Source organism: Bacillus sp. SIMBA_026 (assembly GCF_046535335.1).
Taxonomy (GTDB): Bacteria; Bacillota; Bacilli; order Bacillales; family Bacillaceae; genus Bacillus; species Bacillus velezensis.
This window is the reverse complement of the sequence record NZ_JAWRWX010000001.1, coordinates 70,352-93,988: the sequence shown is the minus strand read 5'-3', so window position 1 is coordinate 93,988 and position 23,637 is coordinate 70,352. Positions and strand designations below refer to the sequence as shown.

Genomic DNA, 23,637 nt, shown 5'->3' with positions numbered 1-23,637 from the left:
CAGCTTATGACTGAACGCCGAGCTCCTGCTGAATGTGCGACTGAAAAGCCTCCTGAATCGTTTTGGCTACAGGTCCCGGCACTCCGCTTCCGACCGGTTTTCCGTCAAGGGTTACGATCGGGATTAGTTCAGCCGTCGTTGACGAGATGAAAATTTCATCCGCATCCCTGAGTTCGTCTTCGGTAAGAGCCTGCTCCCGCACCTCAATCCCGTTTTCTTTCATCAGCTCTAACAGTTTCATCCGCGTAATGCCGTTTAAAATCAGCTCATTTGCAGGATGCGTCCGGACAGTGCCGTTTATGACGGCGTATACATTGGAAGAGGTTCCTTCCGTGACCGCTCCGTCCCTTATCAGCACCGCTTCATAAGCGCCTGCTTCATAGGCTTTTTGTTTAATCATCACATTATACAGTAAATTCAGACTCTTAATGTCACACCTCAGCCAGCGTTTGTCTTCCGCCGTTATGGCCTGCGCTCCGGCTTTTTGTTCATTTTCCGGTTTTTTCACTGAAAAGGTGTATGCCGTCGTCTGCGGTTCCAATCCTTCGTCATACTGGTGCTTCCGCGGCGCCTTCCCTCTCGTCGTCTGTATATAGACCCCGCCGTCAATGAGTTTGTTTTCCTGTACGAGCTTTTGCAGATCCCATTCTATGTCCTCTGCGGAGAACGGCAGGGTGATGCCGATTTCTGCGGCGCTTCTGAAAAGACGGTCAATATGCTCGCGCAGACCGAATAAGGCGCCGTTATACACTCTGATGACCTCATACACACCGTCACCGAATTGATATCCGCGGTCCTCAATATCAACTGCCGCTTCTTCACGATCAATCAACTGGCCGTTTACTAATGTCTTCATGTAAACCCTCCTCATCGTTATCTGCCGTGATGTGCATTCTCAGCTGTTATTGTCAACTATTCTATCATACTGAACGAGCCGGCTGCGGAGTTTATTTTTTTCTTAAAATCTTATTATTCGACACCTTTTCTATGTCTTTTCCAGTTTTGTTCCTGTATACTTGATTCGACATACATATGCTGTTAACTTATGGCACTTCGCAAGCCTCCGCTGTTATCGGCATTATGCAGAAACTTATGCTACTGGAGAGATTGTTATGCGCAACACAAAAGAAGGTGCTTCCCCTTCTCTGTTTTCATTGGCTTTTAAACTTACGAGTTTAGCAGTTTTGTGCGGACTGCTTCTGGTAATCGTCATAATGGGATATTCCGCTTCCGCCGCAAAAAACAAACAGGTCACTGTGACCGCAAACGGGCAGCTTCGGGATGAAGCAGAAAGCCTGCGGCTGAAAAATGATTCTCCCGACGTCTTAATGAAACACTTGCAGAGAGAGCGTGACCCAGGGAAAAAAACGGTATATTTAACCTTCGACGACGGGCCGTCTCCATATACTGAACAGCTGTTGAATGTGTTGAAGGCAAATGGCGCAAAGGCCACTTTTTTTATGCTTGAACCGCGGATGAAAGCCTATCAGCATTCCGTGCAAAGAGCGAAGCAGGAAGGAATCGCGCTCGGCCTGCACGGCGTGACGCACGATAATCACCTGTTTTATCAAACACCGACATCACCGCTGAACGAAATGCAGCAGGGACGCGATACACTCGAGGCAATCACCGGAGTAAAAACGGATCTTGTCCGCACGCCTTACGGCAGTAAACCGTCATTGACGGATGCCCAAATTAAGAATCTTGAAAAAGGCGGATTCGTGTACTGGGACTGGACGATAGACAGTGAAGACTGGAAGTACAAAAATGCACGGTACGTGCCGGAAGTATTGAATCAGCTCGCATATTTGGAAAGCGTTCATACGAGCAGGCCGCATGTCATTTTAATGCACGATCTGCCTGCGACGGTGCACGCTTTGCCTAGCCTGATCCAAAAACTGAAAGCCCAGGGCTACTCCTTTGATGTTCTGACGGATCAAATGATTCCCGTCCATGAATAAGAAAAGCCGGATCTGTATATGATCCGGCTTTTTTTATGTCGCGGCGCTGATCCGTTTTGCAAATTCACCGATCTTCTCATGGATGACAAGATCAAATAAATGGTCGCAATATGTCGGCTCAAGGTTAATAATCACCTGCTTCAAACCGGGAATCCGGCCCGCATCCTCAGGGACAAACCTTGCCGGCGCCACTTCAAGCGAAGTGCCGATCACAAGAAGAAGATCAGCTTTATCAAGCTTTTCATAAAGGGTTTCAAAATGCTGAACGAGATCGCCGAACAGCACGACATCCGTCTTTAATACGGTGCCGCATACCGCATGATCACCGATTTCCGCCGTACATTCCGGCACTTCGTCCTTCAGCAGATGAGAAAGCCCGTAGCGCGCTCCGCAGCGGGGGCATGCGGCGGTCTGAATTGAACCGTGAAGCTCATAGACACTGCTGCTTCCCGCTTTCTTATGCAGCCCGTCAATATTCTGCGTGAAAATATCTACCTGCTTTCCCCGCTTTTCAAGATCCGCCAAATACGTATGGCCGGCATTCGGCTCATAGCTTCCGCTCATTTTCATCTGAAAGAGCTGTTTGAATTTAGGCCAGAATTCACGCGGACGGCGTTCAAAGTATTCCCTGCTCATCGCTTCCATTCTGGAGGTGTCTTCGGTCCATATACCGCCCGCCGAACGAAAATCAGGAATGCCGGATTCCGTGCTCATTCCCGCTCCCGTCAGCACCACGATACGTTCCGCCTGATTGATCAATGTCATAAACGCTTCCACTCTTCCACCGCCTTTTCTTTTTATCATATCATGAAAAAAGAACGGCGCCTGTTATGCCCGTTCTTTTTCTCCGGAATGATCCTTCACATGAACCGGATCATCGTGGCTTTTCTGTTTTACGAATACATTCTGGCCCGGATAGGCGAACTCCACGCCTTCCTCAGCAAAAATATCAATAATCCGGCGGTTGATATCCTGCCGCACGTCCAGGCTTTCCGCCCAGACGATGGTCTTTGTGTAAAAGTTGAAAAACAGATTGTAATAGCTGTCCGCAAACACGTCAAAGTTAACCATAATCGTATCATCATGCACGCCTTCATGTTCACGAAGCATTTCTCTGAGCCTTGTGATGCACCGCTCTAAACGATCAATCGGCGTCGCATAAGAAACACGAACGGAAAACGTGACCTGGCGCTTCGTCATCCTCGTCCAGTTTGTGATGGCTTCCATGGACAGCGTTGAATTGGGTACGGTAACAAGCGCCCCCTGCGCCGTGCGGAACCTTGTGCTTCGGAATGTGATATCTTCAACGCCCCCCGTCACAGATGACGTCTCGACCCAGTCGCCGATCGTAAACGGCTTTTCCGTAATGATGATAATGCCGCCGAAAAAATTGCTGATCGTATCTTTAGCCGCAAGCGCGAAGGCCAATCCGCCAAGTCCGAGTCCGGCCACGAACCCGTTTACATCATAATTGAATTCCTGCGCGATCACACTGACGCTGAGCGCGAGAATGACAAAGCGCAGCACCTTGGATAAAAACGGCGCCAAAATGTCATCCATATCAAGCTCAAAGCGCTTGTTGACTTTATGAAATAAAAACGAAGACGCCGATGTCAGATTGCAAAGCCCCCAGGCAATCAGCGCAACGATCAGAGAGCGGTACAATTTTTTGACAATGTCCATCTGCCCGTCTAAAAACGGCGAATACTCAATCGCCAAAAACAGACCCAGCGCCGCGAAAAACCATCTGGCCGGCTTGTCAAACGCTACGGCAATCTGCTTGAATATGTCGGTTTTCGGCTTGTTCGCCAATTTGTAAATGAGCTGAAAAAAGTATTTGACAAACAGTTTTCTCAAAATGAGAAAAGCCGCTAAAATTCCAATGCTGATACTGATCTGCGAAATATGGTCAAGCGTAAAAAAGCTCTGAAATTGTGTCATCATGGCATGCTCCTTTGTCTTGTCGAAAATCTATTATACTAAAACATTCGGACATCAGCTTCTTTTAATGTCTTTAGGCAGCCTGAAAAACCCCGGCATCAGAGCACAGCCGGGGTTTTCACACATTCGTTCATCTTTCAGCCAGATACAACAGGGTCAGGCACTATTTCTTCTTTGATTGTGTCTGTTTCAGGAGAGTCGCTTTTTGGATTTCAGCATCGGTTTCGGCCTTAATTCTTTCTTCCACTTTCAATCTCCCTTTTCCCATGATCTCGCCTCCTTTTTGCCATTATAAATCATCAATGCGGATTGTAAACCGAAAAAAGCACTATCTTTATTCCAAAAAATACTGTTTTGCACATTCACCAGTTTGAATCGCTGTGCATATACGAATCTGATATAATAACAGAAATGCCCATGAGGGGAGCTGACAAGCTTGTATACCATCGCTCATCGCGGCGCCTCCGGTTACGCGCCCGAAAATACATTTGCGGCATTTGATATCGCTGCCGAAATGAACGCTGATTTCATTGAGCTTGACGTCCAGCTCACAAAAGACGGTCAGATTGTCGTCATCCATGATGACAAAGTCGACCGGACGACGGACGGCTCCGGTTTTGTAAAAGATTTTACGCTGAAGAAGCTGCAGTCTCTGGATGCCGGCAGCTGGTATGGGGCTGAGTTTAAAGGGGAGCGGATTCCCCTGCTCGAAGAGGTTCTGAAGCGTTATCATTCTGAAATCGGATTTTTAATTGAACTGAAGGGGCACGTTTCTCAAGTCGGCCTTGAAAAAGCAGTCGGCCAGCTGTTAAGCAGGTTTTCCTTTTCCATCCACCCTATCGTTCAATCATTCAGCCTCAAGTCGATTCAGACCTTTCACGGCATGTATCCGTCCGTTCCGACTGCAATTATTGCAAGACCCAGCTTTGGGATGTTTTCCAAAAACCAGCTGAACGCCTACAAATCAGCCGTAAATTATGTCAATATTAAATATACCCGTCTGAATCGGTTCTTGATTTCCACCGCTCACAGACACGGCCTGAAAGTATTTGCCTGGACGGTCAGAAATCAAAAGACGGCCGAAAAGCTGCAAATGATGGCAGTTGACGGCATTGTAACTGATTTTCCGGATTTTATTTCTAAGGATGGCTGATATGAAACAATACATCGCAATTTTTATCGGAGGCGCGCTTGGCGCTTTGCTCCGCTTTGAAATGAGCACGCACATTCACAGCGGTTCTTTCCCGGCGGCCACTTTCCTCGAAAACGCGGCGGGAAGCCTTTTACTTGGTCTTATTACGGGTTATTTCATCATTCGGGCTAAACGCCCTCTTATGACCGCCTTTTTAGGAACCGGTTTTTGCGGAGGTTTCACGACGATGTCAACCTTCGCAAAAGAAACCATTTTTCTGCTGCAATCGTCTCCCGCAGCGGCTTTTTGTTATGCTGCCGCGACTTTATTCGCTGGTCTTGCCCTTGCATACGCCGGCATTTTTTGGGGACGGCGGATTGCCCTTCACGCAGCAGGAAGGGGGCATGATACACCATGACGATTGTCCTGATGCTTATCGCAGCGGGTATCGGAGCGGTATTACGGTCTCTGCTGGGTAAAACAATTTCAGAAAGAACAAAAGGTTTTCCGATTCCGCTTGGAATGGCTGCGGTCAACCTGCTCGGCTCCTTCGGCCTCGGCATGTTCACCGGACTGGGCCTGGATAATCCTTCCGCCGGCATCATCATCGCGACAGGCTTTTTCGGTGCGTTTACGACCTTTTCCACGTTCAGTATTGAAGCCGTGCAGCTGATGATGAACAACCGCATAAAGGAAAGCCTGCTCTACATCGCTGTTTCAGCAGCCGGAAGCCTTTTGGGGTTCTGGTGCGGCTTCATTATCATGTCCATTTAAAAAAACCTTGAGCTTATTTTTCGCTCAAGGTTGCGTTATGAAGCATGACCGTTTCAGGCACGGGCAGCTGGCGGTTTATTGTTCCCTGACCGCCCGGGCGGCCCTGTTCTTCTTTGAGTTCAAGCTGTTTAATAAACCGGCCGTCCATTTCTAATATGAGGGCAGTGTATCCCCCGATTTGTATCGACTCACCCGCACAGATGTCAATATTCCGTTTCAGCACAAGACCGCCGATCGTGTCGACTTCCTCTTCAATTCCTGCGCCGAGAAGATGATTCACCTGATCAATCCGAACCTTTCCGTCCAGCACATAATGGCGTTCGGACAGCTTTTGAATCTGCGGCTGTTCGTCCTCATCAAATTCGTCTCTGATATCGCCGACGATTTCTTCAAGGATGTCTTCGGTCGTCACAAGACCGGACGTTCCGCCGTATTCATCAGACAATATCGCCAAATGAATCCGTTCTCTCTGCATTTTTATCAGCAGGTCGTGTATCGGGATCGTCTCGATGACTTCAATCACCGGGCGGACGTAGGACGTGATGGATACTTCCGCTTTTTCATCTTCTGTCATAAACAGCAGATCTGAAAAGAGATGCTTCGTATTGATCATGCCGATGACACTGTCTTTGTCCCCGTCCGTTACGGGCCAGCGCGTATATTTGTCTTTCAGCATCATATCAAGCATTTCCGGCACGTCCATATCAGTGGAAACAGCCGCGATTTCTTTTCTCGGGATCATGATTTCCTTGGCGATCCGATTATCAAAATCAAAAATTTTATTCACAAACGTATATTCAGACGGATTGATTTCTCCGTTTTTTAAACTTTCTGACAGCAGGATCCGCAGCTCTTCTTCAGAGTGGGAGCCTTCATGCTCAGATGCCGGCTTTAATCCGGCCAAACCGGTCAGAATTCTCGCGGAGCCGTTCAGCACCCAAATAAACGGGAACATAAACACGTAAAATAACCGAAGCGGTCCGGCAATCCATAACGTCAGCTTTTCCGCTTTTTGAATCGCAACCGTTTTAGGCGCAAGCTCACCGACGACGACATGTAAAAACGTAATCAGCCCGTACGCCGCAGCAAAAGCAATCACATGCTCAGCAGAATCCGGCAGCCCCATGCCCTGAAACACAGGATGAAGCATCCGTTCAAATGCAGGCTCTCCCAGTACGCCGAGCCCGATGGATGTGAGTGTAATGCCAAGCTGCGAGGCGGATAAATACTCATCAAGATCCGTAATGATACGCTTTGCGAGCACCGCCCGTCTGTTCCCTTCTGAGATGAGCTGATCGATTCTGGATCTCCTCACTCTGACGATCGCAAATTCACTCGCCACGAAAAATGCCGTTAACGCAATGAGCACACCGATTAAAATCAAACTGTCAATATCGTCCATTTCACCTTATCCCGAATTGAAGGATAAGGACGTCACCTCCTGATTTCATCGTTTTTCTTAAGCGAGAGGAACGAAATGGGTGATTGACTACACAGAGGGCCCCATCCTGCCACCTCCTAAGTCAAAGCATGATTGTCATTTGTATATTTTATTGTATCACAACTCCATTCTTTCATCATTTTCAGATTTTTTTATCATATAAAAAACAGCCTTCAAAAAGAAGGCTGCCGTTATCTGCTTCGGAAATGATTTTCTAAACAAAGCGCCGTATTAATCCCCCCGAATCCCATGCTTAAGCTTAACGCATGGTGTACGGTATGGGCGCTCGGCCCGTCGGTCACCCACTGAAATGAATCGTCAATCGGCTCCGTTAAATTTCGGATCGGATGAAGCTTGTTTTCCCGCATTTGCAAGAGAGCAGCAATGATTTCCACCGTTCCGGCCGCACTCAGGCCGTGTCCGGTAATCGATTTTGTCGCATTAATCCGCGCGTGCGACAGGCCGCTTTCAGAAAGCGCCCGGCATTCAGTCTTATCACCGATCGGTGAACCGGTGCCGTGCGGGTTGATGTAATCGATCTCTTTTGCTGAAAGACCTGCCCGCTCCAGCGCCTGGCGGATCACCGTCATTTCGCCCTCTGCTGAAGGATTCGGGTTGCGGTTCGCATCGGAAGCCATCCCCCAGCCCTTTAAGCCGGCCCACGAACGTGCGCCCCTCTCTTCGGCAGATTCAGCGCGTTCCAGCACAATCGCCCCGCACGCCTCTCCGAATATAAACCCGTCCGTATGCCGGTCAAACGGGCGGCAGGCGGCTTCAGGCCGTTCAGCGTATGTATCAGTGCCCATCGCTCCCAAAGAACGGAGAGCATGACACTCCATGTACGACAGATCGGCCAGCGCCCCGATCACGATACATCGGTCAAACAGGCCTCCTTTGATTCCTTGAGCAGCCTGGATAACCGCCGCCTGGCCGCTTGCCGACGCGCCGCCGACCGTAAAGGCCGGCCCTTTTATCCCGAATTGCTCCGTACAAAGCCCCGACAAATCACTATCCATAAAAGAAAGCCCGTATGTCGGATTTACAAATTGCGGCGTTTCACCGTTTTTCTCAAAGGTCTGCAGCAATTCGCGCTGCGTCATATTCGAGCCGCCGATGATCAGACCGGTGCGGCTGTGGTCAGCGCCGTCTAATTGAGCGTCATGCCACGCTTCATATAAAGCGATAAGCGCCGTCTTTCCTGATAATGCGGCCCTTCGGTACAAGCGCTTGGACAGCGCGTCCGGCGGCGTTAATTCGCTAAGCTCCGCGCCGATAAACGAACTGCCTTTCTGCCGGCCGGGCCGTTTCATCACATCAAAGGCGTGCCGCCCCTCCATAAGCGCATCGAGAAACGCCTCCTTGCCTTGTCCGACCGCGGTTAAGACTCCGATTCCTGTAATGCTGATGTCTGACGTGCCATTATTTCTCCTCGACATTTGTCCGTTCTCCCATCTTTATGTATTGGAAGCTATGAAGAAAAATCTTGATACAGTGCTTTGAAAACATCGCGCGACTGTCTGATCTGTTCTGAAGGCACGCTGAAAGATAATCGGAAATAACCGCTTTTTCCAAATCCGCTGCCGGGTACGATCAATAGTTTGTATTTCTGTGCGGCATGCATGCAGAACACCACCTCGTCTTCAATCGGTGATTTCGGAAAGACGAAAAAGCCTCCTTTCGGCATTTCAAATTCGAAGCCGGCTTCTGTGAGGATGTCCACCATAAGGTCTCTTCGCTTTCTGTAAGGTTCAGCGTCAATCGAAAGATCATCCATTTTCGCCACGGCGCGCTGCATCATGACCGGAGCGTTCACAAAGCCGAGCGTCCGGTTGCAGAAAACGAACGCATCCGTCAGAAGATCGCCCTCAGGCATTTGGGCGTCTGCCGCGATATACCCGAGCCTTTCCCCCGCAATGCCGAGATCTTTACTGAACGAACTGACTAAAATCACGCGGTGATACGCCTGAAACGGATTCGCCTGCTCTTCTCCGTAGATCAGCTGGCTGTACGGTTCATCAAATAAAATAAATATGCTTTGGCCGTTCCGCTCTTCGGCTTCTTTTAATAAGGCGCCTAATTCGTTAAGGTTTTTCTGGCTGAGCACAGTCCCCGTAGGATTATGCGGCGTATTCACGATCAGTCCTTTCGTACGGGGGGTGATCGCACCTTTAACCGCTTCAATATCAATCTCAAATGAGTCAGTCAGCGGGCAGATGACGGGTCTGCCGCGGTAATTTTCAACATACGCTTTATATTCCGCAAAATAAGGCGAAAGAAGGATGACTTCTTCCTCCGGGTTTAAAATGCTCTTCAGCGCGACATTTAGCGCCCCGCCGGCTCCGACCGTCATGACTGTATGCCTGGCGGAAATTTCTGTCTGAAACCGCTCTGACAAAAAGCGCGCAACCTTTTCTCTCGCCTCCGGAAGCCCCTGGTTTTGTATGTACCCGTGCCGCCCTGTTTCAGCCGCTTCGCAAAGCGCTTTTTTAAATGTTTCAGGCGGCTCCGCAACCGGATTTCCTATCGAAAAGTCAAATACCTTATCGGCGCCGAACTCTTTTTTCAGCCGAGCGCCTTCATCAAATAGTTTGCGTATCCATGAACCTTTCTCCAGATTCTGTGTCACTTCCCGTGATAAACCGGCCACTGTCATCTGTCCCTTCTGTCTTTTTCTGCCGTTTCTATTTACAATGATTATGAAAGATTTACATGGCGCAGTCAACGCTTTTTCAGACAGCCCGCCGCGCCGTTTCAGGAGAAAGACGGAAAACAATAAACTTGTGCAAACTCCCCTTCATATATTAAACTATTCTCATAACTATAACGTGATGGTTGGGGAGGGATTTAGATGGGGCTGAGACTTATCGCATCAGTGAATTAGCAGAGCTTGCCGGTGTAACGAAACGCACGGTGGATTACTACACAAACCTCGGGCTTTTAAAGCCTGACAGGTCTTGTTCGAACTATCGTTACTACGATACACTTGCACTTAATCGGTTAAAGTTTATAGTCGCTTGTAAAAAGCAGCGATTGGCCCTGTCTGATATAAAAGATCGACTGGAGAACCAGTTTCCCTCTTCAGCCCTGCCTGACGATATTGGAAATCTGGCATCGGAAATTGATCACATGAATCAAAACATCTCCGTGATCTTGAATCGGTTTGAAAAGCTTGAACCAGAGGAGCGCGCCCAGCTGAAAAAAAGGCTGGCTCCTGAAAAGCTTGCAGTGCTTCAATCATTTATGCTGCTGTTAAGTTAAACCATTATCTTACTAACAGGAGGTGTTACCTTCATCTTCCCAAAAGAAGTGAAGGTTCTAATTGGACATTGTGAATTTGATTTTAGTCGCGGTTTTAATCGCGCTGACGGCATTTTTCGTAGCATCTGAGTTTGCGATAATCAGAATCAGAGGCTCACGGGTTGACCAGCTTATAGCAGAAGGAAATAAAGCCGCAATCGGTGTCAAAAAAGTGACCACGCATTTAGATGAGTATTTATCGGCGTGCCAGCTCGGCATAACATTGACTTCCATCGGTCTTGGTGTCTTAGGCGAATCAACGATTGAACGCTTGCTTCATCCGCTTTTCACAAAGATAAACGTACCAAGCTCATTATCGCATATTATTTCATTTATTCTCGCCTATGCGATCATTACATTCTTACACGTGGTCGTGGGAGAATTGGCGCCGAAAACAGTCGCCATCCAGAAAGCGGAAGCCGTTTCAATGCTGTTTTCGAAACCGCTCATTTGGTTTTACCGCATCATGTTCCCGTTTATCTGGCTTCTGAACAACTCCGCCCGTCTTTTAACGAAGACGTTCGGTCTGGAGACGGTGTCTGAAAATGAGCTTGCCCACTCTGAAGAAGAGCTGCGCATCATTTTATCGGAAAGCTATAAAAGCGGTGAAATCAACCAGTCTGAATTTAAATACGTGAACAAAATCTTTGAATTTGACGACAGACTTGCAAAAGAAATCATGATTCCGCGTACGGAAATCGTCAGTCTGCCGCATGATATCAAAATTTCTGAAATGATGGACATCATTCAGATTGAAAAATATACCCGGTACCCTGTCGAAGAGGGTGACAAAGATAATATTATCGGCGTTATTAACATTAAAGAAGTGCTGACCGCCTGCATCAGCGGCGAAGTATCAGTCGACTCGCCGATTACCGATTTTGTCAATCCGATCATCCATGTGATTGAGTCGGCACCGATTCACGATCTGCTTGTAAAAATGCAGAAAGAACGGGTTCATATGGCGATTCTGTCGGATGAATACGGCGGAACCGCGGGGCTTGTCACCGTTGAAGACATTATTGAAGAAATCGTCGGGGAAATCCGTGATGAATTTGATATCGATGAAATCAACGAAATCCGTAAACTCGGCGACGGCCATTACATGCTTGACGGCAAGGTCCTGATTGATCAAGTGAACGAACTCCTCGGCATCCATTTGGAAAATGACGAGGTCGACACCATCGGCGGCTGGTTCCTTACCCAGAAATACGACGTCGAACAATACGACTCGATTATCGAAGAAGGCTGTGAATTTATCATTAATGAAATTGACGGCCACCATGTCGCATATATCGAAGTGAAAAAACTGGCGTTTGATGAACTGCTGGAAACCGCCGAACAAAAAGAAGCATAACAAAAAAGCTTGCGCGTCTGATACAGACGGCAAGCTTTTTTTCATTTACAATTGTTCAAGTTTTTTCTCAAGCTCTTTAATTCTGGCATTCAGCTCTTCTGTCATGGCCGCAAGCCTCTCCTTCGGCGCAAGATCGGAAAAGTCCTCCAAAAAAATCGGCTCGCCGATGATAAGCCGCATTTTTCCCTTTTTAAACAGCGCTTTTCCCGTAGACGGCCCTTTATATGCGGCCGGAACGAGCGGCGCTTTTCCCATTTGGGCGATAGTCACGGCCCCTCTTTTCAGCGGGACGTCTTCTGATGTTCTCGTACCGCTCGGAAAAATCCCGACAATCTTTCCTTCCTTCAGAAGCTTAATCGGCGTTTTAATGCTGCTCGGGCCCGGATTTTCACGGTCAACCGGGAACGCGTGAATCTTCTTCAAAAAACTTCCGATCCACTTTTTCTGAAACAGCTCTTTTTTCGCCATATAATGAATCTGATGGGGCAATATCCCGACACCGAGCGTGAGGACGTCCACCCAGCCCGCATGCGTGCACGCGATAACGAATCCTTTATCAGACGGAAGATTCTCTTTATTGTACACTTTCACTCCTCCGCGCAGGGATAGAATGCATTTGATGGCATTTGCACAAAACTTATACATAACGCACTTCCTTTGTTGTAATGATCAAAAGTGTTCTCTCTCTATTATAACAATATTTTTTATTACCTGGTACTAATAATTATATTTTTCCTCCGCCGATCTCTATCTTTTATGACGGATTTTGGGTACTATAGAGAAATGGTGTTTGATGAGGTGAAAATGAATTTAAGCCGTTTGCATGGAACGTGCAACTTTAAACCTTTCTTATGCGTGTATAACATAGAGGGGAGAAAAGGCAGTGACGATCGATGAAATTTACCAAATGTATATGAATGATGTTTACCGGTTCCTGCTCTCCATGACAAAAGACAAGCATCTCGCTGAAGATTTGCTGCAGGAAACCTTTATGAGGGCATACATACACATTCACTCCTACGACCACAGCAAAGTAAAGCCATGGCTTTTTCAAGTGGCGAGAAATGCGTTTATAGATTATGTCAGAAAACATAAAAAGGAAGTGACCATTTCCGATGACTTAATTGGGAGCCTTTTTCAGACGGCTGTTCAAAGCCCGGCTCATCAGATTGAAATCAAGGAAGTGCTGACAGGGTATATGTCCGAACTTCCCGACAATTATCGGGAGGCCTTAACACTGTATTATTTAAAAGAACTGAATTACAAAGAAGCATCCCATATTATGAATATTTCAGAGGCTAATTTTAAAAGTGTTTTATTTCGTGCCAGACAGCGGCTGAAAGCACTTTATAATAGAGGTGTTAATGATGAATGAAGAATTTAAAAAGCGTTTTTACCAATACAAAAATGGAGAAATGAGCGACCGGGAAATGGCCGCCTTTGAAGAAGAACTGGAAAAGCTGGAAGTCTATCAGGAGTTGATTGAAAGCGAAATGCAGGACGACCGGGAATGGGACGTCGGCATCAGCCCGGAAAAACAGAAGGCCATTTTATCATACGGAAAACGCAAATCGTATTTGCGGATTTCAGTTCTCGCCGTCATCTCCACTTTGATGATTTTGCCGCTTTGCACTTTAGGAAGCTACCTCTATTACGGTCTGGGAGGAAAAGAAAGCACCGGCAATCAATTAATGGAGACCGCGGCAGTGACGGTGGCGACAACGATGCCGAACGTCCTCGTCGATACCTCCGGACTGAAAAGCCAGGTGAAGCTGTTTGGAATGAATACGGAATTTCCGCTGCAAAAGCAGATCGGCACAAAAACGAAATCCGTCGGCGGAGAACGAATTGAAATGTTTTTAGATACGGTCAAATCGCCTGCCGTTAACTACTATGATTTAGACGCGGCACAGGCAAAGCATTATTTCGCCCATCCTTCCGGCTTAAAGGAACGAACGATTGACAAAGCCGGACAGACATTAAAAAAATTGCCTGAAGGAAGCGTGGCGGAGGTCTATCTTTCTTATGACCGGGCCTACCCTTCTTCTCAAGTATATTCGACTTTTAAAAAATACGATGTGAAGTTTTTATGGAACGCGGTCGAAACGGAGAAAAATCTGAAAGACAGTCCTTATGCCGAGCCGTTAGGATTTCCCGGGAAAGATTCCAAGATGGTGTCCTCTTTCGAAACGCAAGGACAGACAGACCGTGAACAATTTATCAATGCCCTTGAATTTATGTCCCGCCATAAAAAATGGGCGCATGCAATATCGAAACGCAAAGACATGAATCTTGGCAGCCGAATCGACTATGTTGAACATCACGGAATGAATGTATACGGCTCTGTCGTGACGGGGCCGACAAAAGAAATCGAACGTCTGCTGAAAAACAAAACAGTAAAAGCAGCAAACATCGGTGAGGTGGAATTATGGAATTGGTAAGAATTTTTAAAGAGCATAATGTTTTCGGCTGGATATCAGTCGGTACCGCGATTTTGTCGCTGCTGCTTTTGAACGTGGCAATCATCAGCAATGTGACTTTCTATTCTTATCAGATGCTGCCGTTTGCGATGGCCGCCGTGCCGTTCGGCATCATTGAGCTGTTTATTAAAAAAGGACGGACGGGCCCGGGACTGCTCGGTGTCATTCTCAATTTGTTCGTCATTGTCTGTGTATATACGATCGTTGCGGTTGATACGAATCTGCAATTCGGTTTTTAAACATAAAAACAGGCCCTTTTACGGGGGCCTGTTTTTTTAAAATGAAAGAACGCCGATTAAATGCAGCAATACGACGATGATAGCCAGCGGCACGAGATATTTCAGAAGGAAATACCACAGCTGAAAGAAACGATAGCCGATGGCGGAACCGCTTTTCATCTCGGCAAACAGCTCCTGCTTCGGTATTTTCAGCGGGACGAAGATTGATATTAATAAAGCGCCGAGCGGAATCAGCACATTGCTGACGGTGAAATCCGCAAGATCAAAAAACGTTTTTCCGAACAAATGAACATCACCGAGAACACCGTATGATAAACAGGACGGAATTCCGACTAAGAAAATGAGCAGACCGCTTGTCCACGACAGCTTCTTTCTTTTCGTTTCATCACCTTTCCCGACAGTCGCCACGATAATTTCCACCATCGAAAAGGCCGAAGTCAGCGCGGCGAAGAAAAAGACCGCCAGAAAGCTGATAAAAAACAGCGAGCCGAACGGCAGCCGGTCAAACACAGCCGGCAGCACGGTAAACAGCAGTGTAGGCCCTTCATCCGGTTTAAAGCCGAACGAAAAAACCGCCGGGAAAATGGCCAGTCCCGCAAACAGCGTAACGAGCACATTCATCATAACAATGGAACCCGCCGAACCAGGAAGATTTTGGGTTTTCGGCAGATACGAACTGTATGTCACCATGACCGAAACACCGAGCGTTAATGTAAAAAACGCCTGTCCTAAAGCATATAGGATGGATTCCGGCGTCAAATCTTCAAAGTGCGGAACCAATAAAAATTTAATCCCCTCAACGGCATGATCGAGCGTGACTGATCGCAGCACAAGCAATAGAAACAGCACGAATAAAATCGGCATCAGCACCGCACTGACACGTTCAATCCCTTTCTGCACGCCTTTTGCGACGACCGCCACCGTCATGATCATAAATACAAGCTGCGCAATGAGAGTCTGGATCGGATTTTCAATGACCGTCCCGAACACCGTGCCGTACTGCTCCTGAGTGAGCCCGGATAAAGAACCGGTAACGGCTTTTAACACATAAAGCAAAATCCACCCGCCGACAACACTGTAAAAAGACAAAACTAAAAAACAGGCCGCCACACCCACATAACCCGTGAGGTGCCATACCGACTTCGGCGCGGCTTGTTTGTAGGCATCAATCGCATTTGTCTGGCTCCGTCTTCCGAAAATAAATTCACCGAGCAAAAGCGGATAGCCTAAAAGCACGGTAAAGAGGACGAATACAAGAAAAAAAGCGCCTCCTCCGTTCGTACCCGCTACGTAAGGGAACTTCCAAATGGCTCCCAGGCCGATCGCCGAACCGGCAGCGGCCATAATAAATCCTATTTTTGAGGCCCATTGAACCCTTTTTTGGTCAGACACGACTTTCCACTTCCCTTCCGCCCTATATTATCCCTTATTCGCTGCGATAACTTAAGCCCATTTCAATATGTTTCATTATTCCGAAAAATAAAAAGGAGCGGCGGGTGCCGCTCCTTACAAATCCCCGTTTAATTTCGAATGCTTTCTTGAATATAAGAAATAAATCACCAGACCGATGATCAGCCAGATAAAGAAACGGAATATGGTGGTGGCGCCAAGGTTAATAATCAAAAACACGCAGAACAGAATGGACAATACCGGAATAAAGGGAACCCCCGGACATTTAAAAGCCCTTGGCAGATCAGGCTGTTTCTTTCTCAATACGATAACCGCCACGGAAATCAGGACAAACGCGGCAAGCGTGCCGATGTTCACCAGCTTCGCCAGTTCATCAAGCGGGACGAGCGAGCCGAGTAATGCCGACAGGATGCCGAACACCCATGTCACCACGTGCGGCGTTTTATGCTTCGGATGGACTTTTGAAAGCGCCCCCGGCACCAAACCGTCACGGGACATGGCAAACATCACCCTCGTCTGGCCGTACAGCATGACGAGCATCACCGTTGTCATTCCCAACACTGCGCCGATATCAATAATCCCGGCCACCCAATTCTGTCCGGCCATCTGCAGGACGAGAGACACGGGATGGTCAACGCCTTCAAAGCGGGCAAACGGAACGACGCCCGTCATAATCGCCGATACGGTCACATACAGCACGGTGCAGATGATTAATGAAAAGATAATTCCTTTCGGCAGATCCTTCGCTGGATTTTTCGTTTCTTCAGCGGCGGAAGAGACGGCGTCAAAACCGATAAAAGAGAAGAAAACGAGCGCCGCGGCACTGAAAACACCGCCGAAACCCATCGGTATAAACGGCTGCCAGTTGTGAGGTTTGACATATACGGCCGCAACGGCGATAAACAATAGAACAACCAGAACCTTCAAAATGACCATAATATTATTGACCCGCTTCGATTCCCTAATGCCTAAGTAGAGGAGGAATGTAATCGCAAGCACGATAACAAATGCGGGGAGATTAAAGAATGTGACCGTGCCTTTAATGGATCCCGGCGCGGCCGTTAATACGGTCGGAAGATGAATGCCGAAGCCCGCCAAGAATGATTGAAAATAGCCGGACCAGCCGACCGAAACCGCGCTGACGGCGAGCATATATTCCAAGATTAAATCCCATCCGATGATAAACGCTAGAAGTTCACCCAGTGTCGCATAAGTAAACGTGTAGACGGAACCTGAAACCGGGACGCTTGAAGCAAATTCAGCATATGACAGAGCCGCAAATAAACACGCAAGAGCGGCGATGACAAATGAAACGGTCAGCCCCGGCCCCGCCGTGACAGCGCCTGTTCCGGTTAATACAAAAATTCCCGTTCCGATGATGGCCCCTATCCCCAGAAGGGTCAGATCAAAGGCCCCTAACTCTCTTTTCAGCGACTTTTCCCCGCTCGTTGCGGCAAGCAGGTCCTGAATGCTTTTCTTTCTGAATACGCTCCCCTTCATCTGCTTCACTCCTTGTAAATCAATATATGTTAGAATATTCAGATAACAATAGCAATAATGACTAAATTCTTATTTTTCGCATGAAATGTTTCAGCACATCATCCCTTTCTCCTACATCATATTATAGCGAAAAATATAAAAATGAAAATAACTTTTTTGAAAATTCTATATATTATTTTTGGTTTTCATAAAGCAAAACTCAGCGGATTCTTTACTGCAAAATATTAACATTAGTGATTCTGCTGGCGACTTCTATTTTTTAAAAATCGTATTCATATGTACGTTCAAATAAAAATCCCGCACTTTTTAAAAGCGCGGGATAAAACTTGCGTATTATGTTGAAATAAATCTGCCGCCATTTACGTGAATGGTCTGCCCCGTCATATAGGAAGATTCGTCTGAAGCCAGAAGCACGTAAGCTCCGGCGTGTTCCGCAGGCTGTCCCGGTCTTCCCATCGGAGTGTCCAGACCGTGCTTTTCTACCTTTTCTTCAGTAAACGTCGCCGGAATCAGAGCGGTCCAGATCGGTCCAGGGGCCACCGCATTTACTCTGATCCCCTGATCGGCCAATGACATCGCCATTGAACGCGTAAAGGAAACGATGCCGCCTTTCGTACACGAATAGTCGATCAAAGAAGTGTCTCCCTGATAAGCGGTAATAGACGTTGTATTAATGATGGCGCTCCCTCTTTTGAGATGAGGCAGCACGGCTTTTGTCATATGAAACATAGAAAACATGTTTGTACGGAATGTCTTCTCCAGCTGTTCAGCTGTAATATCAAGAATCCCGTTTTGCGGATGCTGCTCAGCCGCATTATTAACGAGAATATCTATTTTTCCGTAGTGATCTAAGACTTGCCGGACCGCCTTCTGACAATGCGCCTCATCACCGACGTCTCCCGGAATTAACAGGCATTCGGCCTGGTATTCTTCCGCACGCTTTTTCGTTCTCTCAGCATCGGCATGTTCGTCTAGGTACAGGATGGCAAGATCCGCTCCCTCCTTCGCGTAAGCGATCGCAGCCGCTGCGCCGATGCCGCTGTCTCCGCCCGTGATGACGGCGACTTTTCCTTTTAATCTGCCCGACCCTTTTACATCCGGGTCCTCCAAGAGCGGTTTCGGCTCCATGTCTGACTCAATACCGGGCTGGCGTTTTTGCACCTGCGGCTTTTGTCCTTCCGTCTGTCTGTCCATCGGATTCATATTCTCACACTCCTGCAATTGGTATTACTGAGACGATACCACGCAGCGCGGGGAGTTAAACGGACAAATATGCCGGTAATTAAAGCTGCTGAGCCGTTTCGGGAAACGCGCCGGTGTATTTCGCAGACGGCCTGTAAATCATGTTGTCAGCGGACTGTTCAAGCACGTGTGCGCACCAGCCTGCCATTCTGCTTGCTGAAAAGGTCGGCGTAAATAAATCATTGTCGACATCAATGGCCTGCATCACAGCCGCTGCGTAAAACTCCACATTCGTATACAGCTTCCGTCCGGCCTTATATTGCTCTAACAAACGGATGGCTTCCTTCTCCACATAAAGCGCCAAGTCAAGCGACGGATCATTTCCCGCCACTTCTTCAGCCTTTATGCGCAGCGCTTCCGCCCGCGGGTCTTTTGTTTTGTACACCCTATGTCCGAAGCCCATCAGGCGTTCTCCCTTCATAAGCTTCGCTGCCAAATATGCTTCTGCATTTTCTTTTTCCCCGATGTCTTCAAGCATTTTCGTGACGCCTGAAGGTGCGCCTCCGTGCAGCGGCCCTTTCATCGTACCCAGTGCGGCAGTGACGGCAGACACTAAGTCTGATTCCGTCGAAACCGTGACTCTCGCTGAAAAAGTCGATGCATTCATCCCGTGCTCCATCGCCAGAATCATATACGTCTCAAGCGCTTTCTTTTGGGCTGCGGACGGCTGCCTGCCTGTCAGCATATACAAATAGTTTTCAACGTGTCCGTATCGCGCCTCAGGTGACAACGCTTCCTGCCCTTGTTTACGGCGGTATCTGTACGCAATAATCGTCGGTGTGACGGCAATCAGTTTAATCGCTTCTTCCGGCTTGGGCGGATATGTAAATGAATCTGTGCCCAAACCTGAAACAGCCGTTCTCAGCACCGCCATGTCGTCCATTTCATCCGGAAGCGTTTCCAGTAAGTGGATCAAATGTTTCGGAAGCCCGCGCTCGGCTGCAAGTTCTTCCTGAAACGCAAGCAATTGCCGCTCATCAGGAAGCGTCCCGTTCAAAATGAGATACGCCGCTTCTTCAAAACTGAATTGCAGCGCGATTTCCTTCGCGTCATAACCGCGATATATTAAATGCCCCTTTTCTCCGTCAATATGGCTGATAGCCGTTTCTGCACAAGTAATCCCTTTCAATCCACGATAAATCAATTTCATTCCCCCTTATCCTCTTTCTGTTATTATAGTAAATATAATATTTAAAAAATAATGAATATTTTTAAGGGAATTAATTAAAACTTTTAATCAGAGGAGTGCATCTATGGATTTTAAATGGCTTCACACCTTCGTCACCGCGGCAAAATATGAGAACTTCAGAAAAACGGCGGAAACGCTTTTTTTATCTCAGCCGACCGTCACCGTTCATATAAAATTATTAGAGAAAGAAATCAGCTGCAAGCTGTTTCAGCGGAGCGGCCGGAAAATACAATTGACGGAAGAAGGAAAAGCATACGTGCCGTTTGCCATGAGGCTTTTGGAAGACTATGAAAACAGCATGGCGGAGCTGCACAGGGTGCGCCAGGGCTACTCGCACACGCTGACACTCGCTGTTTCGCCGCTTATCGCCGACACCGTTCTCCCGTCTGTCATGAAGCGTTATACAGAGGACAATAAAGAAACCGAAATGACGGTCACCATTTTCGAATCGGAAGAAATCGCCTCTCAAATCAGAAACGGCTCAGCCGATATCGGACTGAGCTGCTTAAAAGTGCAATCATCTTCCCTCACTTGCCGCCCCCTGTACAATGACCCCGTTGTCCTCGTCGCGCCGCCCGGCCGAAAACCCGGGACAGGGAAGGCGGATGAAGTGAAAGACCTGTTCGGACAATATCTGCTTTTGACCCATAACCATCCTGACTATTGGGATGATTTGCTCCGCCAGGTCAGAATACAGTTCCCTTTCGTCAGGACAATGAAGGTGACACAGACGCATATTACGAAACGATTTATTAAAGAGGGGCTGGGCGTCTCATTTCTGCCGCTGTCAGCGGTACGGGCCGAACTCGCCGCAGGCAGCATGATTGAAATTCCGTGCGAATTCACCCAGATGCCGAGCGCGGGCGCGTACGCCATCGCCCTCTATGAAAATGAAAAAAAGAAAACCTTTTTAGATTTTTTATCACATTTTCATTTTTAGGTGAAACAAATAGAGCTCTGTCCCGTCTAAATAAAAAACCCGTTCTGATGAACGGGTTTCTATCGCTGCTAGAATCTTTTCGCGCCAAGGTAGCGAGGTTTCCAGTAGCTGTTATTCAGATCACTTGTTGTGACGCCGTCAGAACCGGCATGGATGAACTTGTTGTTTCCGATGTACACACCCATGTGTGAAGGGCCGGCCTGATATGTTGTAAAGAAGACGAAGTCTCCTCTTGACGGGCTCGACACGCTCTTCATTGAGCTCCAGTATCCCGCAGTGCTCGTTCTGCCGACACTCGTCTGTTTGTTTAACAGGTACCAGATAAATCCGCTGCAGTCAAAGCCGGAAGTCGTTGTTCCGCCCCATACATACGGCGTGCCGATTAAAGATTGCGCATCAGAAATCAGCTTGTTTACATTCAGGCTCGTCTGTGCAGCATTATGGCTGGATGAAGGCTGCTTTGATGACGAAGATCCTGAAGACGTTGAACCGGAAGTTGATCCCTTTACTTTAAGAACTTGTCCGATGCGGATCAGGTCCGTTTTTAAACCGTTTAAACTTTTTAATTGGTTTACCGTCATTTTATATTTATTCGCAATTTTCCAAAGGCTGTCGCCTTTTACGACTTTATATGTAGACGATGATGACTTGCTGCCCGAATTTGAACCTGAAGATGATTTACCGTTGATCGAAAGCGTCTGGCCGATGTAAATGATATCCGATTTTAATTTGTTCTCAGATTTAATGGAATTAATTGACGTTCCGTACCGATTTGAAAGTCCCCATAATGTATCGCCTTTTTTTACCTTAATCGTTTGCGCAGATGCCGCGCCCGCAAACAAAGTCGTCCCCAAAACCACTGCCGTTGTTGCTGTAACAAGTTGCTTTTTCATATTTTCCTCCCCGAATGATTCTATCTATTTTATGTGTCTCTTTTTTAAAGTTTTTATCTGTTTCCTATTATAAGGTTCAATTTCCACTAGAAATAGACTTGACTTCCCGTGACAAATTTCTTACTAATTCGTTTTTAAAAAAAGTTTTTAAGGGTATTAAATATTTCAATTTGATTTCAAACGTGACGAAAAATGAGTCAATTTGTCATGTTTTTTTCCTGTGATCCTCGTATTTTGGAAAAACAAAGCAGTTTATTTTCCAAATAACCCCTTGTTAAAAAAATCCTCGTCTTTTTCAAAAAAGTGAATGGTTTTCACTCTTTCTTGAAAACATAAGTTACACCGGAATTTACATTTCTAACAATGTTTCACCTGAAATTTACAGGAGGAACAGGCGCTCTTTACAAACACCCCCTACCATTAGACATGCAGACACGATTAAAGGAGGACGAGTGAGAATGAGTCTATTTAAACAGGTTCGATCAAAACTTCTGCCGGCGGCAGCCGTATCTGTACTGACAGCCGGTCTGATTGCGGGCGCGGGGCTTCAGCACTCCGAACAGGCTGCGGCAAAAAAACAGCCTGACAAAAACGAAATCAGAAACGTCATCTTCATGGTCGGCGACGGAATGGGCGCTCCCTATATGAACGCCTACCGTTCGGTCATTAACAAAGGAAAGCCTTCGGATGGTATGAAACTGACGGCATTCGATCCCAATCTCACCGGTATGATGATGACTTATCCTGACGATCCTGATTCCAATATTACCGATTCCGCGGCGGCTGGCACGGCAATGGCCACAGGCGTGAAAACGTATAACGCGGCGATCGGAGTCGATAAAAAAGGAAAGCGGGTAAAATCCGTCCTCGAAGAAGCGAAACAAAGAGGGAAATCCACCGGACTTGTCGCAACTTCGGAGATTGCGCACGCCACCCCTGCGGCATTCGGAGCCCATAACAAATCCCGAAAGAACATGGATGACATCGCAAGCAGCTACTTTGATGACCGCATCAACGGAAAACAGAAAGTCGATGTGCTCCTTGGAGGCGGCAAGTCAAACTTTATCCGTAAAGACCGCAATGTAACAAAGGATTTCAAAAAAGCGGGATACAGCTACGTGACATCAAAACAGGAGCTCAAAAAGGATCGTAACAAGAAGATTCTCGGCCTGTTTGCCGATGGCGGACTCGACAAAGCAATCGACCGCTCAAACGCCGTCCCTTCATTAGAAGAGATGACAACGGCAGCGATCGACAGGCTGAACAAGAATAAAAAAGGGTTTTTCTTAATGGTCGAAGGCAGCCAAATTGACTGGGCGGGACATGACAATGATATAGTCGGCGCAATGAGTGAAATGAAGGATTTTGAAAAAGCGTATAAAGCAGCGATCGCATTTGCCAAAAAGGACAAACATACGCTTGTCGTTGCCACGGCTGATCATACCACCGGGGGATTGACGATCGGCGCGAATGACGATAAAAACTGGCATGTTGAACCGATCCTTGCCGCCAAAAAAACACCGGCGTTTATGGCTGACCAAATCAAAGCGGGCAAATCCGTATCTTCCGTGCTTGCGCGTTATACAGACCTGAAATGGTCAAAAGCGGAAATCAAACAGATCGAAACGGCCTCAAAACAGGATGCTGACAAGAGCGTCTACAAAGCGATCATTAAGCTCTTTAATGCGAAAACCAACAGCGGCTGGACAACCGGCGATCATACGGGCGAAGAAGTTCCCGTTTACGCATACGGTCCGGGAAGAGAGTCATTTACGGGGCTTTTAAACAACACGGACCAGGCCAAAAAGATCTTTCACATCCTGAAACACGGAAAATAAAAA

At 47.4% G+C, this 23,637-nt stretch carries 24 protein-coding genes; 11 read left to right on the top strand and 13 right to left on the bottom strand.

Features of this window, described 5'->3' with window-relative positions; translation table 11 throughout:
- Nucleotides 1-4: 4 nt before the first annotated feature.
- Nucleotides 5-856 carry a D-amino-acid transaminase gene (dat, locus tag SB847_RS00550; protein WP_029325975.1) on the bottom strand — a complete coding sequence of 284 codons (852 nt, stop codon included), beginning with the start codon at nucleotides 854-856 and terminating at the stop codon, nucleotides 5-7.
- Nucleotides 857-1,112: 256 nt separating this feature from the next.
- On the opposite strand from dat, the gene SB847_RS00545 reads away from it, so the two are divergent.
- Nucleotides 1,113-1,961: a polysaccharide deacetylase family protein gene (locus SB847_RS00545; protein ID WP_025284491.1), complete on the top strand. Its 849-nt coding sequence runs from the start codon at nucleotides 1,113-1,115 to the stop codon at nucleotides 1,959-1,961.
- Nucleotides 1,962-1,994: 33 nt separating this feature from the next.
- Here the strand turns inward: SB847_RS00545 and SB847_RS00540 are convergent, their stop codons facing one another.
- The 3 genes from SB847_RS00540 to SB847_RS00530 all read right to left on the bottom strand — a co-directional run bounded on the left by SB847_RS00540 (nucleotide 1,995) and on the right by SB847_RS00530 (nucleotide 4,170).
- Nucleotides 1,995-2,726, bottom strand: a complete 732-nt coding sequence (locus SB847_RS00540) for an NAD-dependent protein deacylase (RefSeq protein WP_301294548.1) — start codon at nucleotides 2,724-2,726, stop codon at nucleotides 1,995-1,997.
- Nucleotides 2,727-2,789: 63 nt separating this feature from the next.
- Nucleotides 2,790-3,905: a mechanosensitive ion channel family protein gene (locus tag SB847_RS00535; protein WP_410563008.1), complete on the bottom strand. Its 1,116-nt coding sequence runs from the start codon at nucleotides 3,903-3,905 to the stop codon at nucleotides 2,790-2,792.
- A gap of 160 nt (nucleotides 3,906-4,065) precedes the next feature.
- Nucleotides 4,066-4,170, bottom strand: a complete 105-nt coding sequence (locus SB847_RS00530; protein WP_003155299.1) for a YhdX family protein — start codon at nucleotides 4,168-4,170, stop codon at nucleotides 4,066-4,068.
- Between the two features lie 168 nt (nucleotides 4,171-4,338).
- Between SB847_RS00530 and SB847_RS00525 the strand changes: the two genes are divergently transcribed.
- The 3 genes from SB847_RS00525 to crcB are packed head-to-tail and all read left to right on the top strand — an operon-like array spanning nucleotide 4,339 to nucleotide 5,808.
- Nucleotides 4,339-5,055: a glycerophosphodiester phosphodiesterase gene (locus tag SB847_RS00525; RefSeq protein WP_007610342.1), complete on the top strand. Its 717-nt coding sequence runs from the start codon at nucleotides 4,339-4,341 to the stop codon at nucleotides 5,053-5,055.
- A 1-nt stretch (nucleotide 5,056) separates the two neighbouring features.
- Nucleotides 5,057-5,452 carry a fluoride efflux transporter FluC gene (locus SB847_RS00520; protein ID WP_410563012.1) on the top strand — a complete coding sequence of 132 codons (396 nt, stop codon included), beginning with the start codon at nucleotides 5,057-5,059 and terminating at the stop codon, nucleotides 5,450-5,452.
- The gene (crcB, locus tag SB847_RS00515) at nucleotides 5,449-5,808 is read left to right on the top strand and encodes a fluoride efflux transporter CrcB (RefSeq protein WP_007610339.1); all 360 of its coding nucleotides are present in this window, start codon (nucleotides 5,449-5,451) and stop codon (nucleotides 5,806-5,808) included. Before SB847_RS00520 ends, crcB begins: the two co-directional genes overlap by 4 nt.
- A gap of 13 nt (nucleotides 5,809-5,821) precedes the next feature.
- On the opposite strand, the gene SB847_RS00510 is transcribed toward crcB, so the two are convergent.
- The 3 genes from SB847_RS00510 to SB847_RS00500 all read right to left on the bottom strand — a co-directional run bounded on the left by SB847_RS00510 (nucleotide 5,822) and on the right by SB847_RS00500 (nucleotide 9,902).
- A complete protein-coding gene (locus SB847_RS00510; RefSeq protein ID WP_007610337.1) occupies nucleotides 5,822-7,210 on the bottom strand; it encodes a hemolysin family protein in 1,389 nt (462 codons plus the stop codon).
- Nucleotides 7,211-7,440: 230 nt separating this feature from the next.
- Entirely contained in the window at nucleotides 7,441-8,685 is a 1,245-nt protein-coding gene (locus SB847_RS00505; protein ID WP_038463734.1) for a beta-ketoacyl synthase N-terminal-like domain-containing protein, read from the bottom strand.
- A 32-nt stretch (nucleotides 8,686-8,717) separates the two neighbouring features.
- Nucleotides 8,718-9,902: a pyridoxal phosphate-dependent aminotransferase gene (locus tag SB847_RS00500; protein WP_410563016.1), complete on the bottom strand. Its 1,185-nt coding sequence runs from the start codon at nucleotides 9,900-9,902 to the stop codon at nucleotides 8,718-8,720.
- A 179-nt stretch (nucleotides 9,903-10,081) separates the two neighbouring features.
- On the opposite strand from SB847_RS00500, the gene cueR reads away from it, so the two are divergent.
- Entirely contained in the window at nucleotides 10,082-10,507 is a 426-nt protein-coding gene (gene cueR / locus SB847_RS00495) for a Cu(I)-responsive transcriptional regulator (RefSeq protein WP_007409263.1), read from the top strand.
- Between the two features lie 61 nt (nucleotides 10,508-10,568).
- Nucleotides 10,569-11,903: a hemolysin family protein gene (locus tag SB847_RS00490; protein WP_003155308.1), complete on the top strand. Its 1,335-nt coding sequence runs from the start codon at nucleotides 10,569-10,571 to the stop codon at nucleotides 11,901-11,903.
- Nucleotides 11,904-11,948: 45 nt separating this feature from the next.
- On the opposite strand, the gene SB847_RS00485 is transcribed toward SB847_RS00490, so the two are convergent.
- Nucleotides 11,949-12,548 (bottom strand): lysophospholipid acyltransferase family protein, encoded by a 600-nt coding sequence (locus SB847_RS00485; RefSeq protein ID WP_007610331.1) that lies wholly within the window; start codon nucleotides 12,546-12,548, stop codon nucleotides 11,949-11,951.
- 238 nt (nucleotides 12,549-12,786) lie between these two features.
- Here SB847_RS00485 and sigM point away from each other — a divergent pair, with 238 nt between their 5' ends.
- From sigM to SB847_RS00470, 3 genes are read left to right on the top strand one after another with little or no spacing between them, the layout of a single operon-like run.
- A complete protein-coding gene (gene sigM / locus SB847_RS00480; protein ID WP_003155312.1) occupies nucleotides 12,787-13,278 on the top strand; it encodes an RNA polymerase sigma factor SigM in 492 nt (163 codons plus the stop codon).
- Complete coding sequence (locus SB847_RS00475) at nucleotides 13,268-14,344, top strand: anti-sigma factor (RefSeq protein ID WP_088005355.1); 1,077 nt, start codon at nucleotides 13,268-13,270, stop codon at nucleotides 14,342-14,344. The genes sigM and SB847_RS00475 overlap by 11 nt, the downstream gene beginning before the upstream one ends.
- The gene (locus SB847_RS00470; protein ID WP_003155315.1) at nucleotides 14,332-14,622 is read left to right on the top strand and encodes an anti-sigma-M factor; all 291 of its coding nucleotides are present in this window, start codon (nucleotides 14,332-14,334) and stop codon (nucleotides 14,620-14,622) included. The genes SB847_RS00475 and SB847_RS00470 overlap by 13 nt, the downstream gene beginning before the upstream one ends.
- Before the next feature lie 36 nt (nucleotides 14,623-14,658).
- Here SB847_RS00470 and SB847_RS00465 read toward each other — a convergent pair whose 3' ends face one another.
- The 4 genes from SB847_RS00465 to SB847_RS00450 all read right to left on the bottom strand — a co-directional run bounded on the left by SB847_RS00465 (nucleotide 14,659) and on the right by SB847_RS00450 (nucleotide 19,918).
- A complete protein-coding gene (locus SB847_RS00465) occupies nucleotides 14,659-16,014 on the bottom strand; it encodes a sodium-dependent transporter (protein ID WP_007610324.1) in 1,356 nt (451 codons plus the stop codon).
- A gap of 114 nt (nucleotides 16,015-16,128) precedes the next feature.
- Nucleotides 16,129-17,532 carry a branched-chain amino acid transporter BcaP gene (bcaP, locus tag SB847_RS00460; RefSeq protein ID WP_038457443.1) on the bottom strand — a complete coding sequence of 468 codons (1,404 nt, stop codon included), beginning with the start codon at nucleotides 17,530-17,532 and terminating at the stop codon, nucleotides 16,129-16,131.
- 333 nt (nucleotides 17,533-17,865) lie between these two features.
- Nucleotides 17,866-18,735 carry an SDR family oxidoreductase gene (locus SB847_RS00455; protein WP_007610321.1) on the bottom strand — a complete coding sequence of 290 codons (870 nt, stop codon included), beginning with the start codon at nucleotides 18,733-18,735 and terminating at the stop codon, nucleotides 17,866-17,868.
- 79 nt (nucleotides 18,736-18,814) lie between these two features.
- Nucleotides 18,815-19,918: a citrate synthase/methylcitrate synthase gene (locus SB847_RS00450; protein ID WP_410577216.1), complete on the bottom strand. Its 1,104-nt coding sequence runs from the start codon at nucleotides 19,916-19,918 to the stop codon at nucleotides 18,815-18,817.
- A gap of 109 nt (nucleotides 19,919-20,027) precedes the next feature.
- Between SB847_RS00450 and citR the strand changes: the two genes are divergently transcribed.
- The gene (gene citR, locus SB847_RS00445; RefSeq protein WP_319465252.1) at nucleotides 20,028-20,903 is read left to right on the top strand and encodes a transcriptional regulator CitR; all 876 of its coding nucleotides are present in this window, start codon (nucleotides 20,028-20,030) and stop codon (nucleotides 20,901-20,903) included.
- A 68-nt stretch (nucleotides 20,904-20,971) separates the two neighbouring features.
- Here citR and SB847_RS00440 read toward each other — a convergent pair whose 3' ends face one another.
- Nucleotides 20,972-21,796, bottom strand: coding sequence for a C40 family peptidase (locus SB847_RS00440; protein ID WP_014417294.1), 825 nt, complete (start codon nucleotides 21,794-21,796; stop codon nucleotides 20,972-20,974).
- Nucleotides 21,797-22,254: 458 nt separating this feature from the next.
- Between SB847_RS00440 and phoA the strand changes: the two genes are divergently transcribed.
- Nucleotides 22,255-23,634 carry an alkaline phosphatase PhoA gene (gene phoA, locus SB847_RS00435; protein ID WP_265972338.1) on the top strand — a complete coding sequence of 460 codons (1,380 nt, stop codon included), beginning with the start codon at nucleotides 22,255-22,257 and terminating at the stop codon, nucleotides 23,632-23,634.
- Nucleotides 23,635-23,637 lie beyond the last annotated feature (3 nt).